Source organism: Mesorhizobium sp. M0478 (genome assembly GCF_040321305.1).
Taxonomy (GTDB): Bacteria; Pseudomonadota; Alphaproteobacteria; order Rhizobiales; family Rhizobiaceae; genus Mesorhizobium.
Window position 1 is genome coordinate 102805 of sequence record NZ_JAMYRH010000007.1, and the last position, 19992, is coordinate 122796.

Sequence of the window (19992 nt, forward strand, 5' to 3'; positions counted from 1 at the left end):
CACCGTTCCATTGGTGAGATGCCGATACGTCGATGGGGGAAATTCCACCAAGATAAGTGGGGTCTAATATTTCACCGGGCTCAAGTATTGGCTGAGCCAACTGGTAGGGCTGCCGGATACAGGCGGCTTTCACTCGTTTGCCATTTTTTCGCTAAAGTCACATCTTCTACCAATCCAGAGTTATTTGCGTGTTGTTCGGCAACCCATGGTTCGCCACATCATGCGACGACTGGCCATTCGCCAGTAAGGAGGCTGTCGATACGTGAATACTCTTACCCTCGACCCGACCGAGAATCGCCGTTCACGGCACCAATCGCTTGCCCACAAGTATGAGAGTTGGGGAAGCGTGCGGGCGGACGTAATCAAAAGAACCGGGCTTGAGCGCCAGGAGACAAGAATCCTCCAGCCAAACCATGTGTTCTTGATGAACCTGAAGGGCACAGCGTCCCGCGGAGAAGACATTGTGGATGGGCGCCGGATTGCCTTTTTGCCGCGCCGGGCGGGCTCGATAATCTTCATGCCCGCCGGCAGTAATTGGAATGGGTGGGACGAGGGGGACGCGACAGCTTCCTACCTCCTGGTCTCGATTGAAAAAGGGTTTGCCGACGATGTGTTTGCGGGAATGGCTTGCCATCGCCCGGCGATGCTGCCGCCTTCGATCGGATTTCGGGACGGCACTGTAGAGTTGGCGTTGCAGAGGATTGCCTTGGAGCTCAGGCAGCCTGACCCCATCAGCGCAACGATGGTGGAGTGCCAGGCCACGCAAGCGCTCGGGCAAATGTTCAGGTTGAACGGCTTCCATCAGGAACCGGCAAAAGGCGGTTTGTCATCGTTCGATCTCAAGCGAGCGGTGGCAATGATCGAGGCGTTGTCGGACGGCAGGCCTACGCTCGCCGATCTGGCAAAAGAGATTGGGGTTAGCCGGTTCCATTTCTGGAGGGCCTTCAAGCAGTCGACAGGCATGACGCCGCACGCATTCATTGCGCAACGACGGTTGGAGCAATCCGCGGACATGCTGCGATCGACCAATTTGTCGGCGACGGAAATCGCGATGGAATGTGGTTTCGGCAGCTCGAGCCATTTCACGACCGCCTTTAAACGGGCGTTCGGCGCGGCGCCCATGGAATTTCGACGTAACTGCAGAATCTAGGCCGCCGCTTGTCGGTTCTCAGCAAGTATCGGAAAACCCCAACATCACAGTAAAGCAGGCTTGGCGGAAGAAGGTATCCATCGGCGGTCAGCCCGGATACGCCGCTCATGTCAAACCTGGTTCGAAATCATCATGCCAAAGGGCGGGCCGGCCGGTCCGATCCCTGCCTCGGATTCCTGGCCAGCACGCTATCGGCGGCTGTTGCCCGAAACGGCTACTACATCGCCTCCGCCTGGATTCTCGTCGAGCGAGGATACGGAACCGCCGGCGTGGCGACGTTCCTTGCGATCGTCAGCGTTGTCGAATTCATCGCGAGCCCTTTGGCCGGCGTAGCGGCGGATCGATTTGACAGGCGATGCTTGAACGTTGCGGCAGACCTCAGCCGCTTCCTCGTTATGCTGGGTGCCGCTTGCGCGCTCCTCTACATGGACGTGTTTCTGATCATCTGCCTGTCAGCGGCCCTTTTTTCGTTTTGCGACCGTGTCGCGCTAACGAGCTCTCAATCAATGATCCCGGTGATAGCTGACGGTCGCGATCTCGTAGCGTCGAATTCCGCCGTCTTCTTCGTCATGCAGGTCGGCAACCTCGGCGCAGCTCTGCTTTCAGGGCCGTTGCTGCATGAGCGCTCCCCAGCCCTGCCATTCACTGTTCTTGCTGCCTTCTTCCTGTTTTCAGCCGGCTGCCTGGCCTTGATGCGGCTGGAACCGGTTTCGTGCCGCATTGCCAAAATCTCGGCTTCCCAAATCGATCCGAGCCTGCGTCGGCTCATTGTCGTCTACGCGCTTCTCTATACAAGCGCGGTGCTTGTCAGCGTTTTGGGATCGAGCTTCGTCTTCCACGAGCAGAAGGGTACCGCCGTGGATTTCGGCTACCTCGAGGCTGCATGGTCGGCGGGCTCACTGATCGGTGCGGTCTCTCTATTCCGGATTGAAAGAGCGATGAGTACCCACGCGCGGCATCTCATGCTTTTGGGCTTAACGGCGCTGGTCCTCATGGCGCTGACATCTGTGCGCACGCCCTGGACAGTGATCCTTTTTGCCGCGCTCGGATTTCTATACAATCTTGGACGCGTCAGCGTTGAAGTCACATTGCAGGCGCGTGTGTCGGATTATGTATTGGGCCGGGCAAAAGGCATTATGCACAGTGTGGCCGTGGCGCTCGGATTTATCGTCTTCGGCGTTGCCGCCGCTGTCGGAGATCGAGCATTTCCTTCGACGATTTTCTTCGCCTTCGGCGTGGTGCTCCTCATCAGTGTTTCGTGTTTGAGCGTCGGTGTAATTCAGACACAAGAAAAAGGTGAATCGTGAGGTGGAAGAGCTAACAGCAGGCGTAGATGCGAAACAGGCAGTCCTGGGGTCGCTGACGGCACTCTACCCCTGGATGAGCCCATACCATTCCCGGCCGATCCGCGATTATGCGTTTCGCCTGTTTACGGCGCCGGCTTCAGTTCCCATGCCAGAAATCCGGCTCCGAGCCTTCACCAAACTACTCGACATCATCAGGAAGGCAGCGACACGAAACGGGTTGTCTACCGATACCGCCTTGGAAATCTGCAAGGATTTCGAAAGGCGCCGCGTGTTGCAGACAGGCCCTCATTTGTTTCTCCTCATGGAGCCAGAAGCCTTTTACACGCATATCTTCAGCCTCCTTGGTCTCTCGGCGCACGGGTGTTCGACCTACGTTTCCTACGCCGTTTCGACGGTCAATCTCGTCGAAAAGCCACGCAAGGGGCCAGGCTGGCTCACCGTTGACGGGAAGCCGGTCAACGTCTTTGGCCTGAGCCGAAGCCGGATGATCGGATACGGCCTGCTAGCCGGGCGGGGACCCTATAAGTTCGAGTTGTTGCCGACGGAACAAAACACTGGGGGCGACGCGCTCACGCTGCTTCGTGCCCTTCTGCCGAAGACGCAATTCGAGCGGCCCGCGCATGCCATCAAGGCAGCCAATCTTACGCTTTGGCCAAAAATGTTCGGAGGCCGCTTTGCCTTCCTCCAGATCGACGACGAGGATATCGCCGACCTGGTGGCGGACCACCTGTCGGACGAAAATTCCTGGCTACGCATGAGACTGCTGGAAGACCCGAAGTTCGCCTCCAATATTCTTGCCGGCCTCGACGGGCTGGCGTCCGGCCCCTGGAGTGGCTGGCTCGCGCGCGGTACTGATTTCTTCTGGTTCTATGAAAATGGCAAACGCCTTCCGCTGCGTCTGGTCGCCGGAGAACTCATCGATCCTGCGACTGGTATGAAGGTGGCGCGCTTCACAGCCCCCGACATCCTCGAGCGGCTGGCAAACCGCAGCCTTGTCCCGAATCTCCTGCTGATGTTTCTGGTTTTGTCGATCCTGCCCGGTGTGCGCGCGCTTGGAGGCAGCTATCAGCCGATCTACTATCCCCTGATGCGCTATGTCGTCAGCCGGGCGCTCGAGGCCGCAGGCGCGGATGAAGATCTTCGGCAGGCTCTCGCAACCGATGACGTACCGGGAGCTTGGGGACATCGGGTAATTGAGTGTGATGATGATCCGCTCGAGCTGTTCCTAAACGGCAGGAACGGCGGGATGAGTGATCTTATCGACCGTTTGGGCGACATTTCCTTCGCTGAGGCATGTGGAAGCATGAAAGGCTTTGTGACGGACCCGTCGTGGCATGAACTTCACAGCCGACTGCGGCAGGGGTTGGTCACGCCGGCCGATGAGGAATGGGCCTTTTCCTGAATGGTTTATGCGATAGCAGCGACTGGCATGTGTAAGCCGGGTTGCAAATGGCTGTTTTGCGCCTACTCGCCATAGATCGAAGCCCGGACCCCACAAAAGCAGACACTGGCCGCGCCAAACCTTCACGATCTCGATATGCCAAAAAGTGAGGTGCAGGATTGGTCTCCCTTGGAGTGAGCGTTCAGTGATCTGTCCCTGAACTCCTCAAACCGCCGGAGTTGTTCGACCATAAATTTGGCCATCGACCCGTAGCGGCCCTCTTCGAAGCCGCCGAAGCCGTCAAACTTCGGATTCTTGCTCCAGTAGCTCCCGTAGCCTGCCAGCGTGGCCTCGAATACCAGCGGATCGTTGGCTGGATAGAGCAGATGCGGATCGAGGTGGGAGAACAGGGGCATGGGGAGAATTCTAGCAGAGATTGAGCCCAGAAGCGGGCATACGGTTTGTGGCGTCGCGGCTTGACAATTGGCCCTCGGCCGCTCGACGCGCTCCCGCCAGTCGAGGAAGGGGCCAGAAGGCCCTCCGCCCTCAACCCGGTGTCAGAGAGCATTCCGAAACATGCCCACGACCCGGACCATCGGCCTGGAACTTGATGTGTGGATGGAACACCGCGGTGTTCGTGACAGTAAATGAGGCGTCGCAATCGCCTGTGATGCGTTGGTGATTGACGGAGCGGAAGCCCTGAACCTCGCTTGTGCACGCCCGGGGTAAGATTGAGGTCGATCGTCTCAAAGCCACGACTCAAACAAACGGTGTTTGCGGGCTCTCCATCGACATAAATGTCGATGGTGTCCGCGTAGCGCCGCGGGACAACGGGGATACCGCGATTATCGATCCACCGTCCCACGCTGAGGATAGTGAAAGACGGGCAGGGGCGTCCTTATTCTGGCGCGCAGCGTAGGCTGGAGCCTGACGAGCTTGGAACGGACTCTGGGAGCATAAAGGCGGCTGGACACTTCCGGAAGTCACGATGTCTGGAGTTACGGATGTGCTGAGCTTTACCTGCCCTCAACAATTCCTATATGATGTTGTACAAGATCGCGGACTCGGGGGCCGTGTGGCTGAGGCTGGGTGATTTGAAGGCAGTAAAAAAATATGGAGCCAAGCGCCGCAAAACCATTGCGGACCCAGGGATGACGGCTGCCTACCTCGTCACTTCAGAGTCGTTTAGGGCGATCACTCCAAAGAAGAGCCTTGCGTATCCTGTTTCCAATCAGCCTAAAGTCGGGGTAGCATCGGCAGCTGCCAAATCCAAAAAGGGTCGTCTGAAGACCCTTTCAGAAAGGCTCCTCACGACCTCTGTTCCTGGAGGTGATCCTGTGGCTGAGCCTGCTTCCGTTTCCAAACATGACCCGGTTCTTCTGTCGAGGAAACCTTTCTCAAAGGGTGAGCTAGACGCCATTCTCGGCAAACTGGATAGCCCCGAGAAAATCGAAGAGCACGCCCGACGGACTGTCGACGAATTCGACAAGGAGTGGGGAACCGCGCGCGACAAACCCACCGAGTTTGTGTTTCATCGGAAATCCGGATAACCCCCTCTTCGGGGGTTTTCTTTTGCCGGGGAGGGGTCTTGGACGAGCGTTTTGTTTTTGGGTATCATGGCACGTCCTCAGATCGAGCCGACGCCATCCTGAAAGGGTCTTTCGAGGCCAAGCCTCGTGAAGGCTCGTGGCTGGGTGTCGGCCAATACTTCTTCTATCGCGGGGAGGAGCATGCCGCAGATTGGGCCGCAGAGGTTTCCAAACGCCCGAAACCGGTTGCCGCCGGCGCTCACCCCGTTGTCCTTGAATGCACGATCGACCTCGAGAACTGCATCAATCTCCTCGACAACACCCACTGGGACAATTTGCGACAGGTCGCGCTAAGGTCTATCTCCAGTCCGATCCAGCTCAGCCCGCAAGCACTCTACGAGGTGCCGCGCAGCCCTGACCTTGGACGCAACGTCGACGACTACAAGGTGATGAACGCGTATATCGCGGCGGTCAGGAGCATAAGACCAGTCACGTCCATCATTGCGGCCTTTATCGAGGGGCATCCCATCCACGACCGCTCCTGGCTTTTTGACCAGTCGCACGTCTGCATTTCTGCACTGACCAAGGATGTGATTTCGTTGCGGAAACGGACGGACCTCTGAGACCTTCAGAGGCGAGGCCGCTAAGGCAGTAACGGTCCATCGGGACGGTTCACAAGGATAGTTTTGCCAAGGGAAAGTCCGCTGCTGCTTCGCGTCCCAGGGACAATACCTCCGAGTTGAATTCGTCGATATCGAAGCACAATCGATGCGCCAAGCTGGGCAGGTCGCAGTCCGACGCATCCATACCGAGCAGTTCTTCGATCTTGCGGCGAATGTTCAGTTTGCCGCTCTCGCCATAGATCGCGAGCTGCATTTTCTCTCTGAAGGGATCGTTGTCGTCGAGTTTTGACATCGCCAAGCGAATTCCCTCGACTATGTCCGCCACGTCGCGTTCGGTTTCCTTCAGCTTCTGCTTCAGGAGTTCCAGGCTTTTCGCGGATGCCCGTCCGTCTGCAATCTCTTGCAGTTCTTCAACCATGCCGCCGGGCAAGAAACTCAACTCGCTGGCTTCGGCGGCCTGGGTGAAGTTGGCATGCATCGTAATGAACGCGCCGACGATCTGCTTAATGCGGTAAATCTCTTCGCTATGCTCGTTGGTTTGAACGGTTACGCTCTGCTGCCAGGCTTCTTGTTCCTCTTCTTCGCGCGACGGCCATGCCTGTTCCGCCAGCGTTGTGACTAGGCTTGCCCCAGGTATCAGCTCAACGACCGCTCGCACGGTCCCGCGCGCAATTTTCTCTCCTGTGCGACCGCGAGGTGCTTTAAGCGGATCACGTCTTTCTGCCACGATAGCTCCCCATAGCTGACCCCTATCAATATCATTGACAGACTTGGCTCGGATACTGGTTCATCTTTGATTGTCGAGAAAGATCAGCTGCGGCAGGATCGGCGGTGGGTCAGATCCATCTGGCAACCGGCTCAGCGGGTCAAATGTCAGCCGGAAGCCCGACCGTCGCCTGCACCTTCACCTGTTAGCGGTCCATTTCGGTTGCGAGCACGATCAGCCTCCATTCAAGCATAGCTAGGAACTTGCGCGGCGCAGCCCGAAAACATAAGGCCTGTCGTCAAAACTATAAATTCTCTGAACAAACAAAGAACAAGCTTGGTTGGTCAAGCAAAACCGCGTTAATATAGCCGGTTCGCAATGGAGATTGATTCTTTGGCGCGCAAAACGACGCCCTCGACCACGCAGGCGGATAAGCCTCCCTTCCGGGTCCTCTGTATTGAGGGCGGCGGCATGCGCGGCATTTACAGCGCGTCCTATCTGGACGCGTTGATGACCAGGTATTCCGATACGCGCAAAGTTACGCATATTGACCTTGGCAAAGCATTCCAGCTGATCTGCGGCACCAGCACAGGGGCGATCCTGGCCTGCGCCTTGGCGGCTGATGTGCGCATGAGCAAGGTGGTCGATCTCTACCGAAACGAGGGGCCTAAAATCTTCCCGGAGAAGGTGCCTTCGGCGCTTGCCAAGATCCTTTGGCAATTCGGCAGGCGTGCGGCGTTGAACAAGGCAGGGGCGGCAGCCCTCAAGGCGGCGCTAACCGCACAACTCAAAGCGATGAAGCTGATCGACATCTGGAACGACCGCGGGATAGGGCTTGCCATCCCTGCGGTAGAGATGTCACGCCACCGGTCGTGGGTCTTCAAAACCCCGCACCTTGAAAACAGCAAACACCGCGACGACGACTACACGCTTGTCGACGTCTGCATGGCGACCACGGCGGCGCCGGTGTTCCGATCAGTGGCCTGGCTGCCCAATCCAAAAATGCAGGGCGGGCATGCCTTCGTGGATGGTGGCCTTTGGGCCAACAATCCGATCCTGGTCGGACTGACCGACGCGCTTGAGCTCACAAAACCCGGTGATGCCATTGAAATCTTTTGCCTTGGAACCTGTCCGCCGCCGTCCGGCGACCAGATCACGCCAGCTGTGGTTGACCGCGGCTTCAAGGAGTGGCGCTTCGGGGCGGACGCGGCTGCGGTCAGCATCAGCGCGCAACAATATGCCTTCGACCACATTGCCCGCATGATGGGCAAGCATACTGGTCGTGAGCTCTCGATCGTCCGCTTCCCGCACGGCGACATTGCAGGGGCGATGCTGAGCCATCTTGACCTGGATGAGACCTCCAAGGCATCGATGGATGCCTTGGTTCAACAGGGCCAGACCGATGCCTATGAGGCGCTAAGCGCCTGCGGAGACGAAAAATCTGAAATCGGTCGAGCAATCGACAGGCTCCTGCGCCAAGCGCCGGAGAGCAAAGCCAAGCGAGGGAAAGATGTTTGATTGCCACGACGACATGACGGCGTTCCACAACGGCAAAGTGCAGTTGCCAAAGGACGAACGCGACACGATGCGCGACCGGCGCAACACCAACCGCAAACGGCTGAAAGACGGGCTTAAGCGAGATGAGGAACCTGCACCGGTCGGATGCCGGACCCAAGGGTCCTATGCGATGCGCACGATGACCCAGCATGCCGAGCTCGATTATGACATCGATGATGGGGTCTATTTCGACAAGGACAAGCTGGTTGGACCGCGCGGTGGCGACAAGACCGCGGCCGACGCCAAGGAAATGGTGCGGAAGGCCGTCCATGACGACAAGTTCAAGAAGGCGCCGGAGGTGCTGAAGAACTGCGTCCGCATCTATTACGACTTCGGCTACCACGTTGACGTTCCGGTTTACCGACGCGTCGAGGAGAATCAGGAATATGTTTACGAGCTCGCCAGCACGGATTGGAAAAAGTCCGATCCGATGGCCGTGACGGCCTGGTTCAAAGACGAAAACAAGGCGCAGAGCCCCGACCAGCTCAACGGTGGGCAGATGCGCCGCGTCGTCAAGCTCATGAAGGCGTTTGCCCGTAGCCGGGAATCGTGGCGTAGCCAGATTGCCCCCGGGTTCATGATCACCAAGCTTGTCACCGAGCGGTTTTCCAAGAACGCTGACCACGACGACGTCTCGTTGCGACGGACAATGGAAAACGTCCATTCCCGGCTTGAAGGTAGCCTTGAGGTCAACCACCCCGTCGTTTATGGGGCCAAGCTCACACGCGGTCCAGACGACAGCCGTGCCAAGCTGCTGCGCGACAAACTCAAATGGGCGATCGACGAACTGGCGGTTCTCGACGATGCCGATTGCAGTCAAGCAGATGCGCGCAAGGCTTGGGATAAGGTCTTCAAGACAGAATTCTTCACTGACCGCGGCGCCACCAAGAAGGCCGAGGCCGTGGTGACGTCCGCGGCGATCCTGCGCGGAGATTACGCCGAGGCGGGCAGGGAAGCGGTCGATAAGCGCGGTGGCGGACGGTATGGCTGAAGCCCGTCCGCTGCTAGCGGAGCTGCATGATCAGGCCCTTGTGGCCCTCGACGCATATTTTCAGGCTTTCAGTGCCACGCGGATGGATGCCGATGAGCTCGCGGCAATCCAATCGATTGTGGCGGCAGCCGGGTGGAGGTTCGCAGTTTCCTTCAACGATAGCCGGGTGTTGACGCTGGCGGTAGTGGTTCCGGCGGCTTTTCCGTTCGCGCCACCGCGTTTGTTTGTCCTTGACGGGCCAGGCCTTTTGCAATGGCCGCACCTGGAGGAAAACGGGCTGCTTTGCGTCTATCCTTCGCAAACCTCGTTCAGCACCGAGCGGCCGGTCGCTGTAGTCCACGCCTTGCTCCAAGAAGGCGTGGCAATGATCGAGCAGAACCTTGCCGGCAACACCGCTGCCGATTTTCGTGCCGAATTCGTATCCTACTGGAACCGCAGTGTGGAAACCGCACCGCGTGTATTGAGCCTGGTGGAGGCCAGGGGTGAGCCTCGCGCGGTCTACATTTGGAAGGGCCAGAAAGACCATGTTGTCGCGGACAGCGAGGCCACCCTGCGGCGATGGCTCGGCCACCGGTTTGGCTCTTCCGCCAAGGCGGCCAAATACGATGTAACCAAATCCCTTTTGTTGTGGTTACCGGCTGTGCCGCTGCCAGCGGATTTCCCGAAGAACGGGGCTGACATAAGGCGTCTCGTCGCCGGAGACGCGGCAGCGCTGGAACTCCTGGGCAAAGCCATTGTGGATGAGTCGATTGATGAAGTGCTGCTTGGTGTGAATACGGCAACCGGCACCGGATTCGGCAGCGTCAAACTGATGATGCCCCCAAAGCAGGACGGCGTGGGACGCAAACACGATCCGATCAACCGAGGGTTTCGACCGGGCCGTTTGCCGCTGAAGTTTGCCCTTCAACGCGGACTGGCGCCTGCCAGCAAAGTTAGGCGCTACCTGGTCCAGCGCGTTGACCACGAGTGGATACATGGGCGCGATCATGATGCCCGCCAGACGGTTTTGAAGGGCAAGCGCGTCGTGATCGTCGGCAACGGCTCGCTGGGCAGCACGTTGTCAGAGCTTGCCGGAAAGGCCGGTATAGGGAATCTCCATCTCATCGATGGTGAAATGGTAGAATGGGAGAACATTGGCCGCCATGTTTTGGGAGCCCAGTCCGTCGGTACGTTCAAGAGTGTTCAGCTGGCAGGTTACCTGAAGGCGAACCTGCCACATCTTCAGGCGGTCGAGGCAAGTCCGGAGGTGGCTGAGGCGATTGACGTCGAACGCCTGCGTGACGCCGACTTGATTGTCGCGACGACGGGTGTCTGGCAAGTGGACAGTCTGCTCAACCATCTCCAGCAGAGCCAAGGGCTCCCGCCTGTTCTTTACGGTTGGCTTGAGCCCAATGCGGCGGCCGCGCATGCCGTATACATTCCGGGGCAGGGCGGATGTTTGCGCTGTGGCATGTCGGACACGGGCACTCCCTACCTCGCGGTCACCCATTGGCCGGACGACGGTCTTGTCGCCGTACCGGCCTGCGGCGGTGCGTTCACGCCCTATGGCCCTGCCGAGCTTGCCTGGGCCCATGCGCTTCTCAGCGGCGAGACAATCCGCTGTTTGTTAGATCCGCCGGGCAAGCCACATCACAAGATCTGGGTCGGCCAGACTGCTAACTGGGCCGCTCAAGGCGGTGAGGTCGATCCGCGCTGGCTGGATGTGATGGGTGATCCCGGAGCCGGCGGGATGATCCGTGACCGCGACTGGCCCGCGGCTGCGGATTGCCCGGTCTGCCGCAAGCTTGCCAAGGCCGCATGATGAAATACCTGGCTGCGTCTGGCGAGCAGGAGTTGATCCTTGCCACCGCCGTCCTCGATCATTTTGCCGCCCACCGCCAAGTCGGGTGGCGTGACCGCGAAGCCGGTGGGCAGCTTTTTGCGCGTTTCGAGGGACGACGCATCATCGTCGAAGCCGCGACAGGCCCGCGCGCCATCGACAGGCGGTCTCGGTTTCTCTTCATTCCCAACAAATGGGCCGATCGGGCCGAAATCCGGCGACTGCACAAGCAAGGCCTGCATTATCTGGGAGACTGGCATACCCACCCCGAGCCGGTCCCCACACCGTCGCCGGTCGACCGGGCCAGCATGCATGACATGTTTGCGAAATCGCGTCATGATCTTGCGGGCTTCCTGATGATCATTGTTGGGACCGAGCCCCCACCGGACGGGCTGTTTGTGGCAATTTTCGGTGCCGAAAGCTGGGGTCAGCTGAGGCCTGTCACGGAATAAGCCCAACCCCGGCCGGAGCCGGGGTCAGGTACCTCATGTGCGGATAGCGCCGTGGCGCTGGGCGTGGTCGGCATAGGCCGACAGCGTCTGATAAGGTCGGAAATGTAGGTCGCGTTCGACCGGCAATCCGAGCTTTCCCCGCACCGTGCCAAGCTCACTGAGACTGACGCTGCCAAGTTCGGGACAGCCGACGCCGAGGTCGCACAGGCCGAAGGCGATGTCGGGGTCATCCGGATCGATCTCCGTGAGGAGCCTGGTAGCGCCGACGTCGGGTGTGAACAGCTTCACCACGAGGACGAAGTCGATCTCGTCGCGGGTGCCGCGGAGAGGCTGCTACTGGCGACCATTCGCCAGCAGCTTGTCATGCAGTTCTTGTGTCAAGAACTGCATGTCCGCCTCCTACTCGCCGTCTTCGACTTTGGGGGCGCGCAGGACGACGCGGCCGTCCAGGGGCAGGGCCTCGAGGAGGAGCGTGGCGCCTTCGCCATCCTCGTGGGCGAAGAATGCGCCGATGCGAGTCCAGAAGCCCATCTGGCCTTCTTCCTTGGCGTCCCGCACCGTGTAGGCGAGGTACATCGGGGATTTCGACTCGGTCTTCTTGGTCTTGGTGTTGCTGATGTCTTTCATGGTCTTTTCCTTTGGTTGATGGTTTTTGTCCCGGAGGACGGTTCCAAAGGAGCCCGGCGCCCAAGCTGGCTTGTCCCCAACTCGGGAGCGCAGCGAAGGAGCGTGCAGGAACGTCAATTCCAGCAAAGTTCGCAACAACTGGGGCCTGCCCCTTTCCACTTGCGGCTTGTGGAAGGCCGAGCGCTGGGGCCGGGCGTGGGGAGTGGGCTTGGGCGACATGGCCCGGCTGTTTCACACCTACGCATTCGTCCCGGCCGTCCGGACTTACGATCGCGTCCTTTTGAGCGAGACGCCATCTGCCAACGGCCTGCGAGTTCTGGCCGAAATGAAAATCACATTGTGCGAAGCATTCGCAGCTGGTGAAGGATCCTCGCTGCGTCTTTTTCAAGCTCCAGCCTGCGTGACGGGTCAGTCTCCGCCCTGATCTCGCCCTCGAGACGGGTCAACTTGGCGTGGAGTCTTTCTTTCTCGTCTTCGGTAAACTCACTGCGCATGTTACGACAACGCCTCCGATTGCCGTGAGGCTGGACTGCCTGGAACCGATCGTCAAGTGAACTCAGGGTTCGGCAGGGAGTGTCCCGTTAAGATGACACGATGGCCTTGAAGGGGTCTGACATGGGCAAGAGACGAGCCGCCCGCTGCGCCCTGTGCGGAGAGGTCCGCCTCGTCACGAAGGAGCACGTCGTGCCGCGTGGCCTCTATCCCCAGTCGAAAGCCGACAGCAGATTTCAGCGTATCGTTATCCCGACTTGCGCCACTTGCAACAACGGCACTTCGGATGACGACGTGCATTTCCGCAACGTGGTGACGATTGCCGGCGACCAGAATTCCTCCGTGACGGAGCTCTGGGAGGGGCCGATCACGCGCAGCTTTGGAAAGGTTGACGGCAGGAGGAGGGCGCAGGACCTGTTGGCTCTGATGAGTCCGATCGAGCAGGAAACCGGCGAGCGTTACATGATCTATCCTGCTCGCGATCCCAGGGTGTTGCGGATTGTCCGCAAGATCGTCAGGGGCTTGAGCTACCGCCACGGCTTGCGCTGGCCGGTCAGCGACGAAGAGGTGTTTGTGGATGTCTTGAAGACACAGATTCCGGAGAACCTTATCGAGTCTCTGGAGGTGGCCCACGCAGAGCCCGATATCCTCGACTACCGTTATGGTCGGATTGAGGACACGACGGGCCTCGAATCGGGTTGGCTCCTTCGGTTTTATGAGCGGACCGTGTTCATCGGGATCGTCTTCGAGAGCGTTGAGGCTTACAGGGGGCTGCAGAGCGCTGGCGCATCCAACATCTTTGAGACAGAGCTGGGGGGCTAATTTGACAGCGGACGACTCGGCCGGCTCCCTATACGAGGGCAACGCCCACGGCCCCATCGAACTCTCGGAAAAGGTTGTGGCCATTTCTATCGAGGGCAAGCCCTGTGAGTTCAGGGATGTCTCGCTGCAGCTTGATGAACATCTTGACCTCCAGCTGAGATGGACGGGGCCACTTAAGCCGGGGATTGCCAGGATTGATCAGGACCTGAAGGTCACGTTCGAAGGTGGCACGACAGCCGAGTTCCTGATGCTTTCCCATAAGTATCATTTTGTCGGACACGAAGAATTTTCTGCGACGCCGCGGTTTTCGCGTCTGGATCTAGCGGGCAAATCAAAGGGATTGGCGGAGGCCGTCATTCTAGGCGGCCCGGCAATCCATCCAAAAAAAGTAGGGATCGTGCTGGAATTCGGCAATCTGGCAGTCACCGTGCAGCCATTTGACCACTTCTTGGCGTTGAGCGGCGGGGGTGCACGCATGCCGCTCCTCCGCACCATTTCCCATAAGGCGGTGCTTCGGTCATTGGATCGGAGGCCGCTGAAGGCCGCCAAAGTGTATGAATTTAGATCGGGTATCCGATTTTCTGGGCTTTGTAAAAGGCACCCGCGTCGGTTACGGCGAGGTCCGTAATGCTGCTCGCGACGGGTTCCGATGCTTGGGATTCACCCGGGCTGACAGGCTGGAGGCCCCGAAAAACTGGTTTCATTGGGCATTGGCCGAAGAACTGCCGGCGCTCTTCGCATCATACATGACGATCTTTCAGACGCCGGAGGCCAAACGGGGCGTGGGGCGGGCCTTGGCCTACTACAAGATATCCAACCTTTCCCGCTACGATTCGGTGGAAACCGCCGTCATCATGTCTGCGGCCGGTCTGGAAACCCTTGCAGCCTACGTCCTTGGGACGTCGGGAGGGTGGACAGCTTCAATGTTGCGGAATGTGAGCCTTGCCGAACAAATCAGGGCCTGCACCCGATTGCTCAAGATCGAAGGGGATCCAGCCGATCAATCCGAACTTCTCTGCAAGCGATTGAAGGCGAAGAAGGGGCAACCGGCTCGGGACGGGTTTTCGTTGCTGACCGAATTTCGCAACGGGGTCACGCATTCGACCCCCTTTACCTACGACCTGGACATTTTCGACGCATGGGATGCCTCGCAATGGCTTCTTGAAATGCAGGTTTTGGCGCTGTTCGGCTACCGCGGAAAATATCAGGATCGCCGGCTGCAAATGCGTTCCTATGCCGGGAATCTTGCCACCTTGCCCGTCACCCAGGGAAATCCATAATGGTGGCTGGAGGCTGCGGGAGAACAGACATCCGGAAGTGCATAGGTCCGGAAGTCACATTGATCTCGCTTGGCGGCATGCCCAGTCTCTTGCAGCTGTCAGGAGCGAAAGGCTGCGTCAAAAACTTGCTGCAGCATGTCACGCTCCATCCGCTCTTTCAGTCTCAAAGCTGGCTGGTCCACGGAGGTGAGCGCTTCAGGCGTTTTGATTCCTGCCCGGCCAACTTTCGACATGAGGGCATCCGTCTGCTTTAGAACCTTTTGAGTGGCTCTAATCACAGCTAGGATTTCGTCGGTCGTCATCTTCGAAGCGTCCAAACCTCTTCCGCTCTATTGTATTCAATCCATCATGAAATTTATGAGCAGTCACAAGACCACGGTCGATTGGCAATTCGTCGCATTTATCGCGACAACACGGTGCGCCTTTGGCGACATAGACCAATCCCGAGGGTTCGCTAAGTCCGTTTTGCGGGGTGAGACCTCTGACGAATATATTTACGGCGTCTCAGTTCCGACTGCCGCCGCATCGATGGCGAGAACGTCAAGGCCCTCAATCTCCTGCATGACCTTACCTGCGATGCCTGCAGGTCGCCGTACATGCCAACCGTCGACTCAATCACACCCTGTATCTGAGCCTCCCTTTTGGCCCACAGGCGTATCGTGGCTTTGCGTTCCCGTGCGAGGTCGTCCTGCATATCGGAGAATTTCTCAACAATCGCCTCGACCCGGTGACGAAACCGCGGGCCGGTCAGATAGCCGTAGACCTGCTCCATCTTGGTTGCCTGGCCGTCCTGAGCCAGGCGGGAGTTGGCGAGTTCGATAAGTGACTGCCGGAGCATGATTGCGATCGGGATCGCGCATTTGGGGTGAGCCACGTAGACGCCATCCACTAGATCGAACGTCTCGACGCCTGCGGGCAGCGCCTCTGAGATCATCAAGGCAATGTCCGCCTTGGCGGCGCGCTGGTCCGTCCGCAGCTTACCCAGCCAACCCTGGCTCCAGTTCCTGGTGCGTTTCGATTCCCACAGAATCGCGCCGCAAGGCTGGCCAGCCGGCCCTACCACGCGCTGCAGTACGTCACCACCAAACTCACCCTTGGCCACCGGTTCTATGATGTCCATCGGGAAGCGGCTGCCTATCAACGACTCGAGCTCGAGCTCGAGGACCTCGCCCTGAAGCTGCTGGGAACCTTGCTCGGCCCGGCGCTTCAGCTCCTCGATCTGACGCTGCATACCGGCGATCTGTTCCTCCTTCTCAGCCACCTTCAACTTGAGGCCGTCTTCGGCTTCGGTCCTGGCCTTGACGCGAACGGCGTCCAGCCCTTCCTGGATCCTCTTTTCAATAGTAAGCGCCATTTCCCGCTTTTCGTCGTCGAGCGCCCGTTGCTGCTTCAGGAACTCGGCCTGCTGCAGCTGAGCTGCGGCGAGCTTCTCGTCGCGGGCCCTCAGCGTCGCCTCCATCTCGCCAAGCTTCCTGTCTTTGTCATCAAGGTCGGTCGAGACCAGCAGCTTCGCCTTGCGGGCCTCGTCGGCGGCTATTCCGGCACGCTCAAGCTTGAGTTGTGCTGAGACCTGGCTGTCGATGTCCTCCCGGGCTGCGTCGATCGCGGCTTGCTTGCGCTGAAGCTCCTCTTCCCGTGCCGCCATGAGGGTATTGCTCTGCGCAAGGCGCCGTTCGTATTCCTCACGCGTGGCCGCAATCAGAGGCGCCGCGAGCGACTCGTTAAGCTTGATGTCCGTCTTGCAGCTTGGGCAGCTGATTGTCGGCTCATTGAGAGTCCTGGGCTGGACAGTCATCAGGTACATCCTCGCAGAGAACGTGATGCTAAAAGAACGTCTCAAAGTATACAGGATCGCATGCCCGCGGGAAAGAACAAAGAGTGAACTTTGTAGTTATCCCCCGGAGACGTGGCTTAGTTGGAAACTGATGTCGAAAGGGTCGGCATTGAACCGGTGATGGCCATCTTTGTTGCGGTCCGGGCACTCATGGCTCTAAGTGACATGATCAGTTCCCTTCGCTCTAGCGGTGGGCACTAACAGATGGGCAGGGAGGTGGCGATGAATCGATCTTCAAGCATCGTGCGGAAAACCCGAAACGGTGAGTACATGGCTTTCGCTGATCTCGCAGCCGACAAGACGCAGGGTGTCGACTACGCTTTCTTGGTTGTGGATCGAGCTTCGACCGTGGCAATTGTCGCGCCACATGGCGGCTGTATTGAGTTTGGCACGTCTCAATTGGCCAACGCCGTGGCGGGAGAGGATTTCTCGCTCTACCTGTTTGAAGGGCTCAAGCCGAAACGGCCACATCGCGAGCTGCATATACCATCCGAATATTTCGACGAAGAACAATGCGTCCAGCTGGTCACCAAGGCCCAGCTCGCCATCGGCATGCACGGCCGCGCGGACCGCGAAGATCCGGAAACGATCTGGCTCGGCGGTCTCGGCAAGGAGCTGCGCGACGCTATCGCGGTGGCCCTGGAGGCCTCAGGCTTCAAGGCCATCACCTCCGGCCATCGCCTGCCTGGCGAGCACAAAAACAACATCTGCAACCGCGGAATCGGCCGGGCAGGCGTGCAGCTTGAGTTGCCAAAAACGCTGCGGGACGCGCTCGTCGCAAATGCCGAGCGCCGCGCACTGTTCTCCGGCGCGGTCCGCAAAGCCGTTTTGGAACATCTCGGCAAACCGGGAAACGCTTGAAAATTTGACGCTTGCGGGCAAATGTTCAGGCACCGGATCACGGCTTCGGTTTGAACGTCCACACCGGAATCTTGTTCTGCTTGCCGGTACAGCGCTTGTTGAACAGCGCGATCCAAGCCAGTTGGAGTCCAGCAAGTTTGCGACCGTCGAGGTGACGAAGGCCTCGTCGATCGCTTCGGCGTCGCCGTGGATGAACGCGTTGCGCCGATGCTGGACGGTCTGGAGGTGCCGCGCCACCTCGGGGTAGCCGATGTCGGTCAGATCGTCCCAAAAGGTCCTGCCCCAGCGGTCGCGATAGACCCGGTCCAGCCGTTGCCCGATGTTGGGCGTCCGACGAAGCTCCTTGTTCTCGGGATCGTCCGCGAAGGCGAAAAACCGCTCCATCAATACCTCAAAGGCCGTCCAGAACAGGATCACGATGACCAGGCGCTGGGAAACGCGCCCAGACATACCATTCGTGGCGGTTAGCGGCCGCTCCCATTCGTTCCGCATCAAGTCGAGCAGCACGAAGATCGTGTAGGGAGCAGCCCCCGGCAAAGTGTACCGTGGGACGCCGTCGCGGCCGTTCGGCTCGGGAAACGCGTCCGGCTGCATCTGACGTTGGCAAACCGGACACGGTTGGTGCACGTCCTTGTAGAGCCCGTGACATCCAGGACAATGAACCATCGGGACCAGCCCGTCCGTCCAAGGTGACCGCACAACTTCGGACGATGTCATCGTCATCCGCGCCATCCGAGCAGTTTGAGCAAAGCGTCCCAAAAGCGCCCGACAAGGTTGCGCTTCGGCTCACGTGTCTTGAAGTAAGCTTCCCGCCGCCTCTCTTCCGACCGGCGGCCGGCAGCGATCTGCTCCTGGCTCCAGCGCGGCGCCCAGTCGATCCGACCGTCGGTGATCAGGTAGTGGGACTGGCAAGGCAGCTGCCAGTTGCCGATCGATGGGCGCAGTGTTGCGCGGCCGCCGCGCTCAGACAGCGTCCACTCGGCGGGGCCAAGCGGGACCGAGACCTTGTTGCCGCAGCCGCACGCGCAGAGATGAACGGCTACCGCAAACTCCTTGGAGACATAGAGAATGCCCGGCTCGAGCTGTTTTGGTACGTACTGGACGTGACGGAGCGCCAGATCCGTCATGTGTCGCGCTCCGACATGATCCTGAGAGCGGTCGTGTCCATGAGCAAATGGTACGCCGAACTGTCGTCGACGTAAAAGCCGCGCCGCTGCTTGTACATCATGACGGCAAGGGCGGCATTAATGGCGTTCAGCTCCGCGATCTGTACATTCTGCCGGTAGGCGTTGTCTGGGTCATCTACCGTTTCGGCCAGGTTCATGGCCCGAACCTTTTCGGCATCCTCGACGCTGAAATAGGTTGCGCGCAGTGTGCCCGCCAACGGGCCCTGTTTGCGATTAAGGCCCATGCCGACGTCGATGAAAGGTATTCCCATGCCCGCCAAAAGCTCGAAGATGGCGGCGCGGGCCGAGCCCTTGTCCACGCAAACGAAAGCAAACGTCACCCCTTCGAGCTCAGCCGTGGAGGAGGCGCCGATATAGACCTGCCGCATGGACAGTCCCTGCCGAAAGTTCGTGTAGCGCTTTTCGGCGACAGAGGCTTTGGACTTCTGCCAGTCGTCGAGGTCCAGGGCTCCCGGCGACCGGAACGCGTTGTGCGGGTAAAACAGGTCGCCATCAAAACCGCGGATCTCTTTGACCCTGGTCTTGACCATGAAATCGAGAACATAGGAGCCGGTGCCACCAAGCCCGATGATGGCGATGACCTCGTCCTCGAAGACGCTGGCGAGATCGGCGATCTCGGCGCGGCTGGTCAGGGAGTCATGCACCTTGAACACGGAGTCCGGCACGATATCGGGATCGACGCGAAAGGTGAGGGGGGTGGCGCTGGGAAACCGCTCTATCGCCGGCCCGGAAATCAGCGCGACGTAGTGTTCGACTTTGTCGAAAAAGTTCGCAAAGCCGCCCTCGGGCTTGTTGGAAAACGACCTCTGGACCACGACATCGTCATGCGACAATGGAATGGTCGTTGCACCGCCGGCAAGGTTGGCCACGGGCTGACCTTCGAGGCCGTATGGCACCGCTCCGGCGAAATAGACCTGGTGGTCATCCTGCACATAGTGATCCTCGTCGACAGGGACGAGTTTGGCGACCATGGAACCGATTTGAAGCGCGCCCTCGTGGTCGAGGTACGGAACGTCCCGGATCACGAGGTGTAGCTTGTCCACCCTCAGGGCATAGCCCTTTTCAAGCAGGCGGCGGATATCGTCGTTATGACTGGCCAGTTCGATTAACACTGAAGACCATTCCTTCCTTGACCTTCACGCTGCCACCCGGAGCCAGGATGCCTTCCGGCTTGTGGCCGTCGCCGCGGGTGTAAGTCACCGAGTAGGTGATCTCCGGGTGCTGGGGATAATCGGGATAGGCCAGCGTCACCACTTCGGCGTAGGTGATGGTGTCCTTCTTCGGGACCTCGTAGGGGCTGCCGTCAACAATGATGGTGACGGTTTTGTCCTTGCCCTTTTCGTTCTCCTGGGTCTGCATTTTCAGGGTATCCTT

22 protein-coding genes and 1 pseudogene are annotated in these 19992 nt (G+C 59.0%); 14 read left to right on the plus strand and 9 right to left on the minus strand.

From position 1 onward, the window contains the following. Positions 1 to 262 precede the first annotated feature (262 nt). The 3 genes from NKI64_RS18060 to NKI64_RS18070 all read left to right on the plus strand — a co-directional run bounded on the left by NKI64_RS18060 (position 263) and on the right by NKI64_RS18070 (position 3859). Positions 263 to 1150 (plus strand): helix-turn-helix transcriptional regulator, encoded by an 888-nt coding sequence (locus NKI64_RS18060; RefSeq protein ID WP_352669167.1) that lies wholly within the window; start codon positions 263 to 265, stop codon positions 1148 to 1150. A gap of 107 nt (positions 1151 to 1257) precedes the next feature. After that, positions 1258 to 2457, plus strand: coding sequence for an MFS transporter (locus NKI64_RS18065; protein ID WP_352669170.1), 1200 nt, complete (start codon positions 1258 to 1260; stop codon positions 2455 to 2457). After that, positions 2447 to 3859, plus strand: coding sequence for a hypothetical protein (locus tag NKI64_RS18070; RefSeq protein WP_352669172.1), 1413 nt, complete (start codon positions 2447 to 2449; stop codon positions 3857 to 3859). The genes NKI64_RS18065 and NKI64_RS18070 overlap by 11 nt, the downstream gene beginning before the upstream one ends. A 122-nt stretch (positions 3860 to 3981) precedes the next feature. Here the strand turns inward: NKI64_RS18070 and NKI64_RS18075 are convergent, their stop codons facing one another. Next, positions 3982 to 4254, minus strand: coding sequence for a YfbU family protein (locus tag NKI64_RS18075; RefSeq protein WP_352669174.1), 273 nt, complete (start codon positions 4252 to 4254; stop codon positions 3982 to 3984). Between the two features lie 657 nt (positions 4255 to 4911). On the opposite strand from NKI64_RS18075, the gene NKI64_RS18080 reads away from it, so the two are divergent. Together NKI64_RS18080 and NKI64_RS18085 are read left to right on the plus strand one after the other, a co-directional pair. Then, positions 4912 to 5388: a hypothetical protein gene (locus NKI64_RS18080; RefSeq protein ID WP_352669177.1), complete on the plus strand. Its 477-nt coding sequence runs from the start codon at positions 4912 to 4914 to the stop codon at positions 5386 to 5388. A gap of 38 nt (positions 5389 to 5426) precedes the next feature. Beyond that, the gene (locus tag NKI64_RS18085; protein WP_352669180.1) at positions 5427 to 5990 is read left to right on the plus strand and encodes a hypothetical protein; all 564 of its coding nucleotides are present in this window, start codon (positions 5427 to 5429) and stop codon (positions 5988 to 5990) included. 49 nt (positions 5991 to 6039) lie between these two features. On the opposite strand, the gene NKI64_RS18090 is transcribed toward NKI64_RS18085, so the two are convergent. Then, positions 6040 to 6717 (minus strand): hypothetical protein, encoded by a 678-nt coding sequence (locus NKI64_RS18090; RefSeq protein ID WP_352669183.1) that lies wholly within the window; start codon positions 6715 to 6717, stop codon positions 6040 to 6042. 372 nt (positions 6718 to 7089) lie between these two features. On the opposite strand from NKI64_RS18090, the gene NKI64_RS18095 reads away from it, so the two are divergent. From NKI64_RS18095 to NKI64_RS18110, 4 genes are read left to right on the plus strand one after another with little or no spacing between them, the layout of a single operon-like run. After that, positions 7090 to 8214 carry a patatin-like phospholipase family protein gene (locus NKI64_RS18095; protein WP_352669186.1) on the plus strand — a complete coding sequence of 375 codons (1125 nt, stop codon included), beginning with the start codon at positions 7090 to 7092 and terminating at the stop codon, positions 8212 to 8214. After that, positions 8207 to 9244, plus strand: a complete 1038-nt coding sequence (locus NKI64_RS18100) for a cyclic GMP-AMP synthase DncV-like nucleotidyltransferase (RefSeq protein ID WP_352669190.1) — start codon at positions 8207 to 8209, stop codon at positions 9242 to 9244. Before NKI64_RS18095 ends, NKI64_RS18100 begins: the two co-directional genes overlap by 8 nt. After that, positions 9237 to 11045 carry a ThiF family adenylyltransferase gene (locus tag NKI64_RS18105; RefSeq protein ID WP_352669193.1) on the plus strand — a complete coding sequence of 603 codons (1809 nt, stop codon included), beginning with the start codon at positions 9237 to 9239 and terminating at the stop codon, positions 11043 to 11045. The genes NKI64_RS18100 and NKI64_RS18105 overlap by 8 nt, the downstream gene beginning before the upstream one ends. Next, positions 11042 to 11515 carry a Mov34/MPN/PAD-1 family protein gene (locus NKI64_RS18110; RefSeq protein WP_352669196.1) on the plus strand — a complete coding sequence of 158 codons (474 nt, stop codon included), beginning with the start codon at positions 11042 to 11044 and terminating at the stop codon, positions 11513 to 11515. The genes NKI64_RS18105 and NKI64_RS18110 overlap by 4 nt, the downstream gene beginning before the upstream one ends. A gap of 33 nt (positions 11516 to 11548) precedes the next feature. Here NKI64_RS18110 and NKI64_RS18115 read toward each other — a convergent pair whose 3' ends face one another. Beyond that, the gene (locus tag NKI64_RS18115; RefSeq protein ID WP_352669428.1) at positions 11549 to 11821 is read right to left on the minus strand and encodes a DUF2958 domain-containing protein; all 273 of its coding nucleotides are present in this window, start codon (positions 11819 to 11821) and stop codon (positions 11549 to 11551) included. A gap of 93 nt (positions 11822 to 11914) precedes the next feature. Continuing rightward, on the minus strand, positions 11915 to 12142 hold the full coding sequence (locus NKI64_RS18120) for a hypothetical protein (RefSeq protein ID WP_352669199.1): 228 nt from the start codon (positions 12140 to 12142) through the stop codon (positions 11915 to 11917). A gap of 615 nt (positions 12143 to 12757) precedes the next feature. Here NKI64_RS18120 and NKI64_RS18125 point away from each other — a divergent pair. From NKI64_RS18125 to NKI64_RS18135, 3 genes are all read left to right on the plus strand, one after another. Then, positions 12758 to 13456 (plus strand): hypothetical protein, encoded by a 699-nt coding sequence (locus NKI64_RS18125; protein WP_352669202.1) that lies wholly within the window; start codon positions 12758 to 12760, stop codon positions 13454 to 13456. A gap of 1 nt (position 13457) precedes the next feature. Beyond that, entirely contained in the window at positions 13458 to 14084 is a 627-nt protein-coding gene (locus tag NKI64_RS18130; RefSeq protein WP_352669205.1) for a hypothetical protein, read from the plus strand. Positions 14085 to 14166: 82 nt separating this feature from the next. Next, positions 14167 to 14736 (plus strand): hypothetical protein, encoded by a 570-nt coding sequence (locus tag NKI64_RS18135; RefSeq protein WP_352669208.1) that lies wholly within the window; start codon positions 14167 to 14169, stop codon positions 14734 to 14736. Positions 14737 to 14834: 98 nt separating this feature from the next. On the opposite strand, the gene NKI64_RS18140 is transcribed toward NKI64_RS18135, so the two are convergent. Together NKI64_RS18140 and NKI64_RS18145 are read right to left on the minus strand one after the other, a co-directional pair. Then, positions 14835 to 15038 (minus strand): hypothetical protein, encoded by a 204-nt coding sequence (locus tag NKI64_RS18140; RefSeq protein ID WP_352669211.1) that lies wholly within the window; start codon positions 15036 to 15038, stop codon positions 14835 to 14837. A 192-nt stretch (positions 15039 to 15230) separates the two neighbouring features. Continuing rightward, positions 15231 to 16531 (minus strand): annotated as a pseudogene (locus NKI64_RS18145) (DUF2130 domain-containing protein). Positions 16532 to 16792: 261 nt separating this feature from the next. Here NKI64_RS18145 and NKI64_RS18150 point away from each other — a divergent pair. Then, entirely contained in the window at positions 16793 to 17431 is a 639-nt protein-coding gene (locus NKI64_RS18150) for a poly-gamma-glutamate hydrolase family protein (protein ID WP_352669214.1), read from the plus strand. Positions 17432 to 17617: 186 nt separating this feature from the next. Next, on the plus strand, positions 17618 to 17899 hold the full coding sequence (locus NKI64_RS18155; RefSeq protein WP_352669217.1) for a hypothetical protein: 282 nt from the start codon (positions 17618 to 17620) through the stop codon (positions 17897 to 17899). Between the two features lie 251 nt (positions 17900 to 18150). On the opposite strand, the gene NKI64_RS18160 is transcribed toward NKI64_RS18155, so the two are convergent. The 3 genes from NKI64_RS18160 to NKI64_RS18170 are packed head-to-tail and all read right to left on the minus strand — an operon-like array spanning position 18151 to position 19977. Beyond that, complete coding sequence (locus tag NKI64_RS18160) at positions 18151 to 18558, minus strand: ubiquitination-like system serine protease family protein (RefSeq protein ID WP_352669219.1); 408 nt, start codon at positions 18556 to 18558, stop codon at positions 18151 to 18153. Beyond that, on the minus strand, positions 18555 to 19730 hold the full coding sequence (locus NKI64_RS18165; RefSeq protein WP_352669221.1) for a ThiF family adenylyltransferase: 1176 nt from the start codon (positions 19728 to 19730) through the stop codon (positions 18555 to 18557). Before NKI64_RS18165 ends, NKI64_RS18160 begins: the two co-directional genes overlap by 4 nt. After that, positions 19705 to 19977 (minus strand): multiubiquitin domain-containing protein, encoded by a 273-nt coding sequence (locus NKI64_RS18170; protein ID WP_027053654.1) that lies wholly within the window; start codon positions 19975 to 19977, stop codon positions 19705 to 19707. Before NKI64_RS18170 ends, NKI64_RS18165 begins: the two co-directional genes overlap by 26 nt. Between the last annotated feature and the right edge of the window lie 15 nt (positions 19978 to 19992).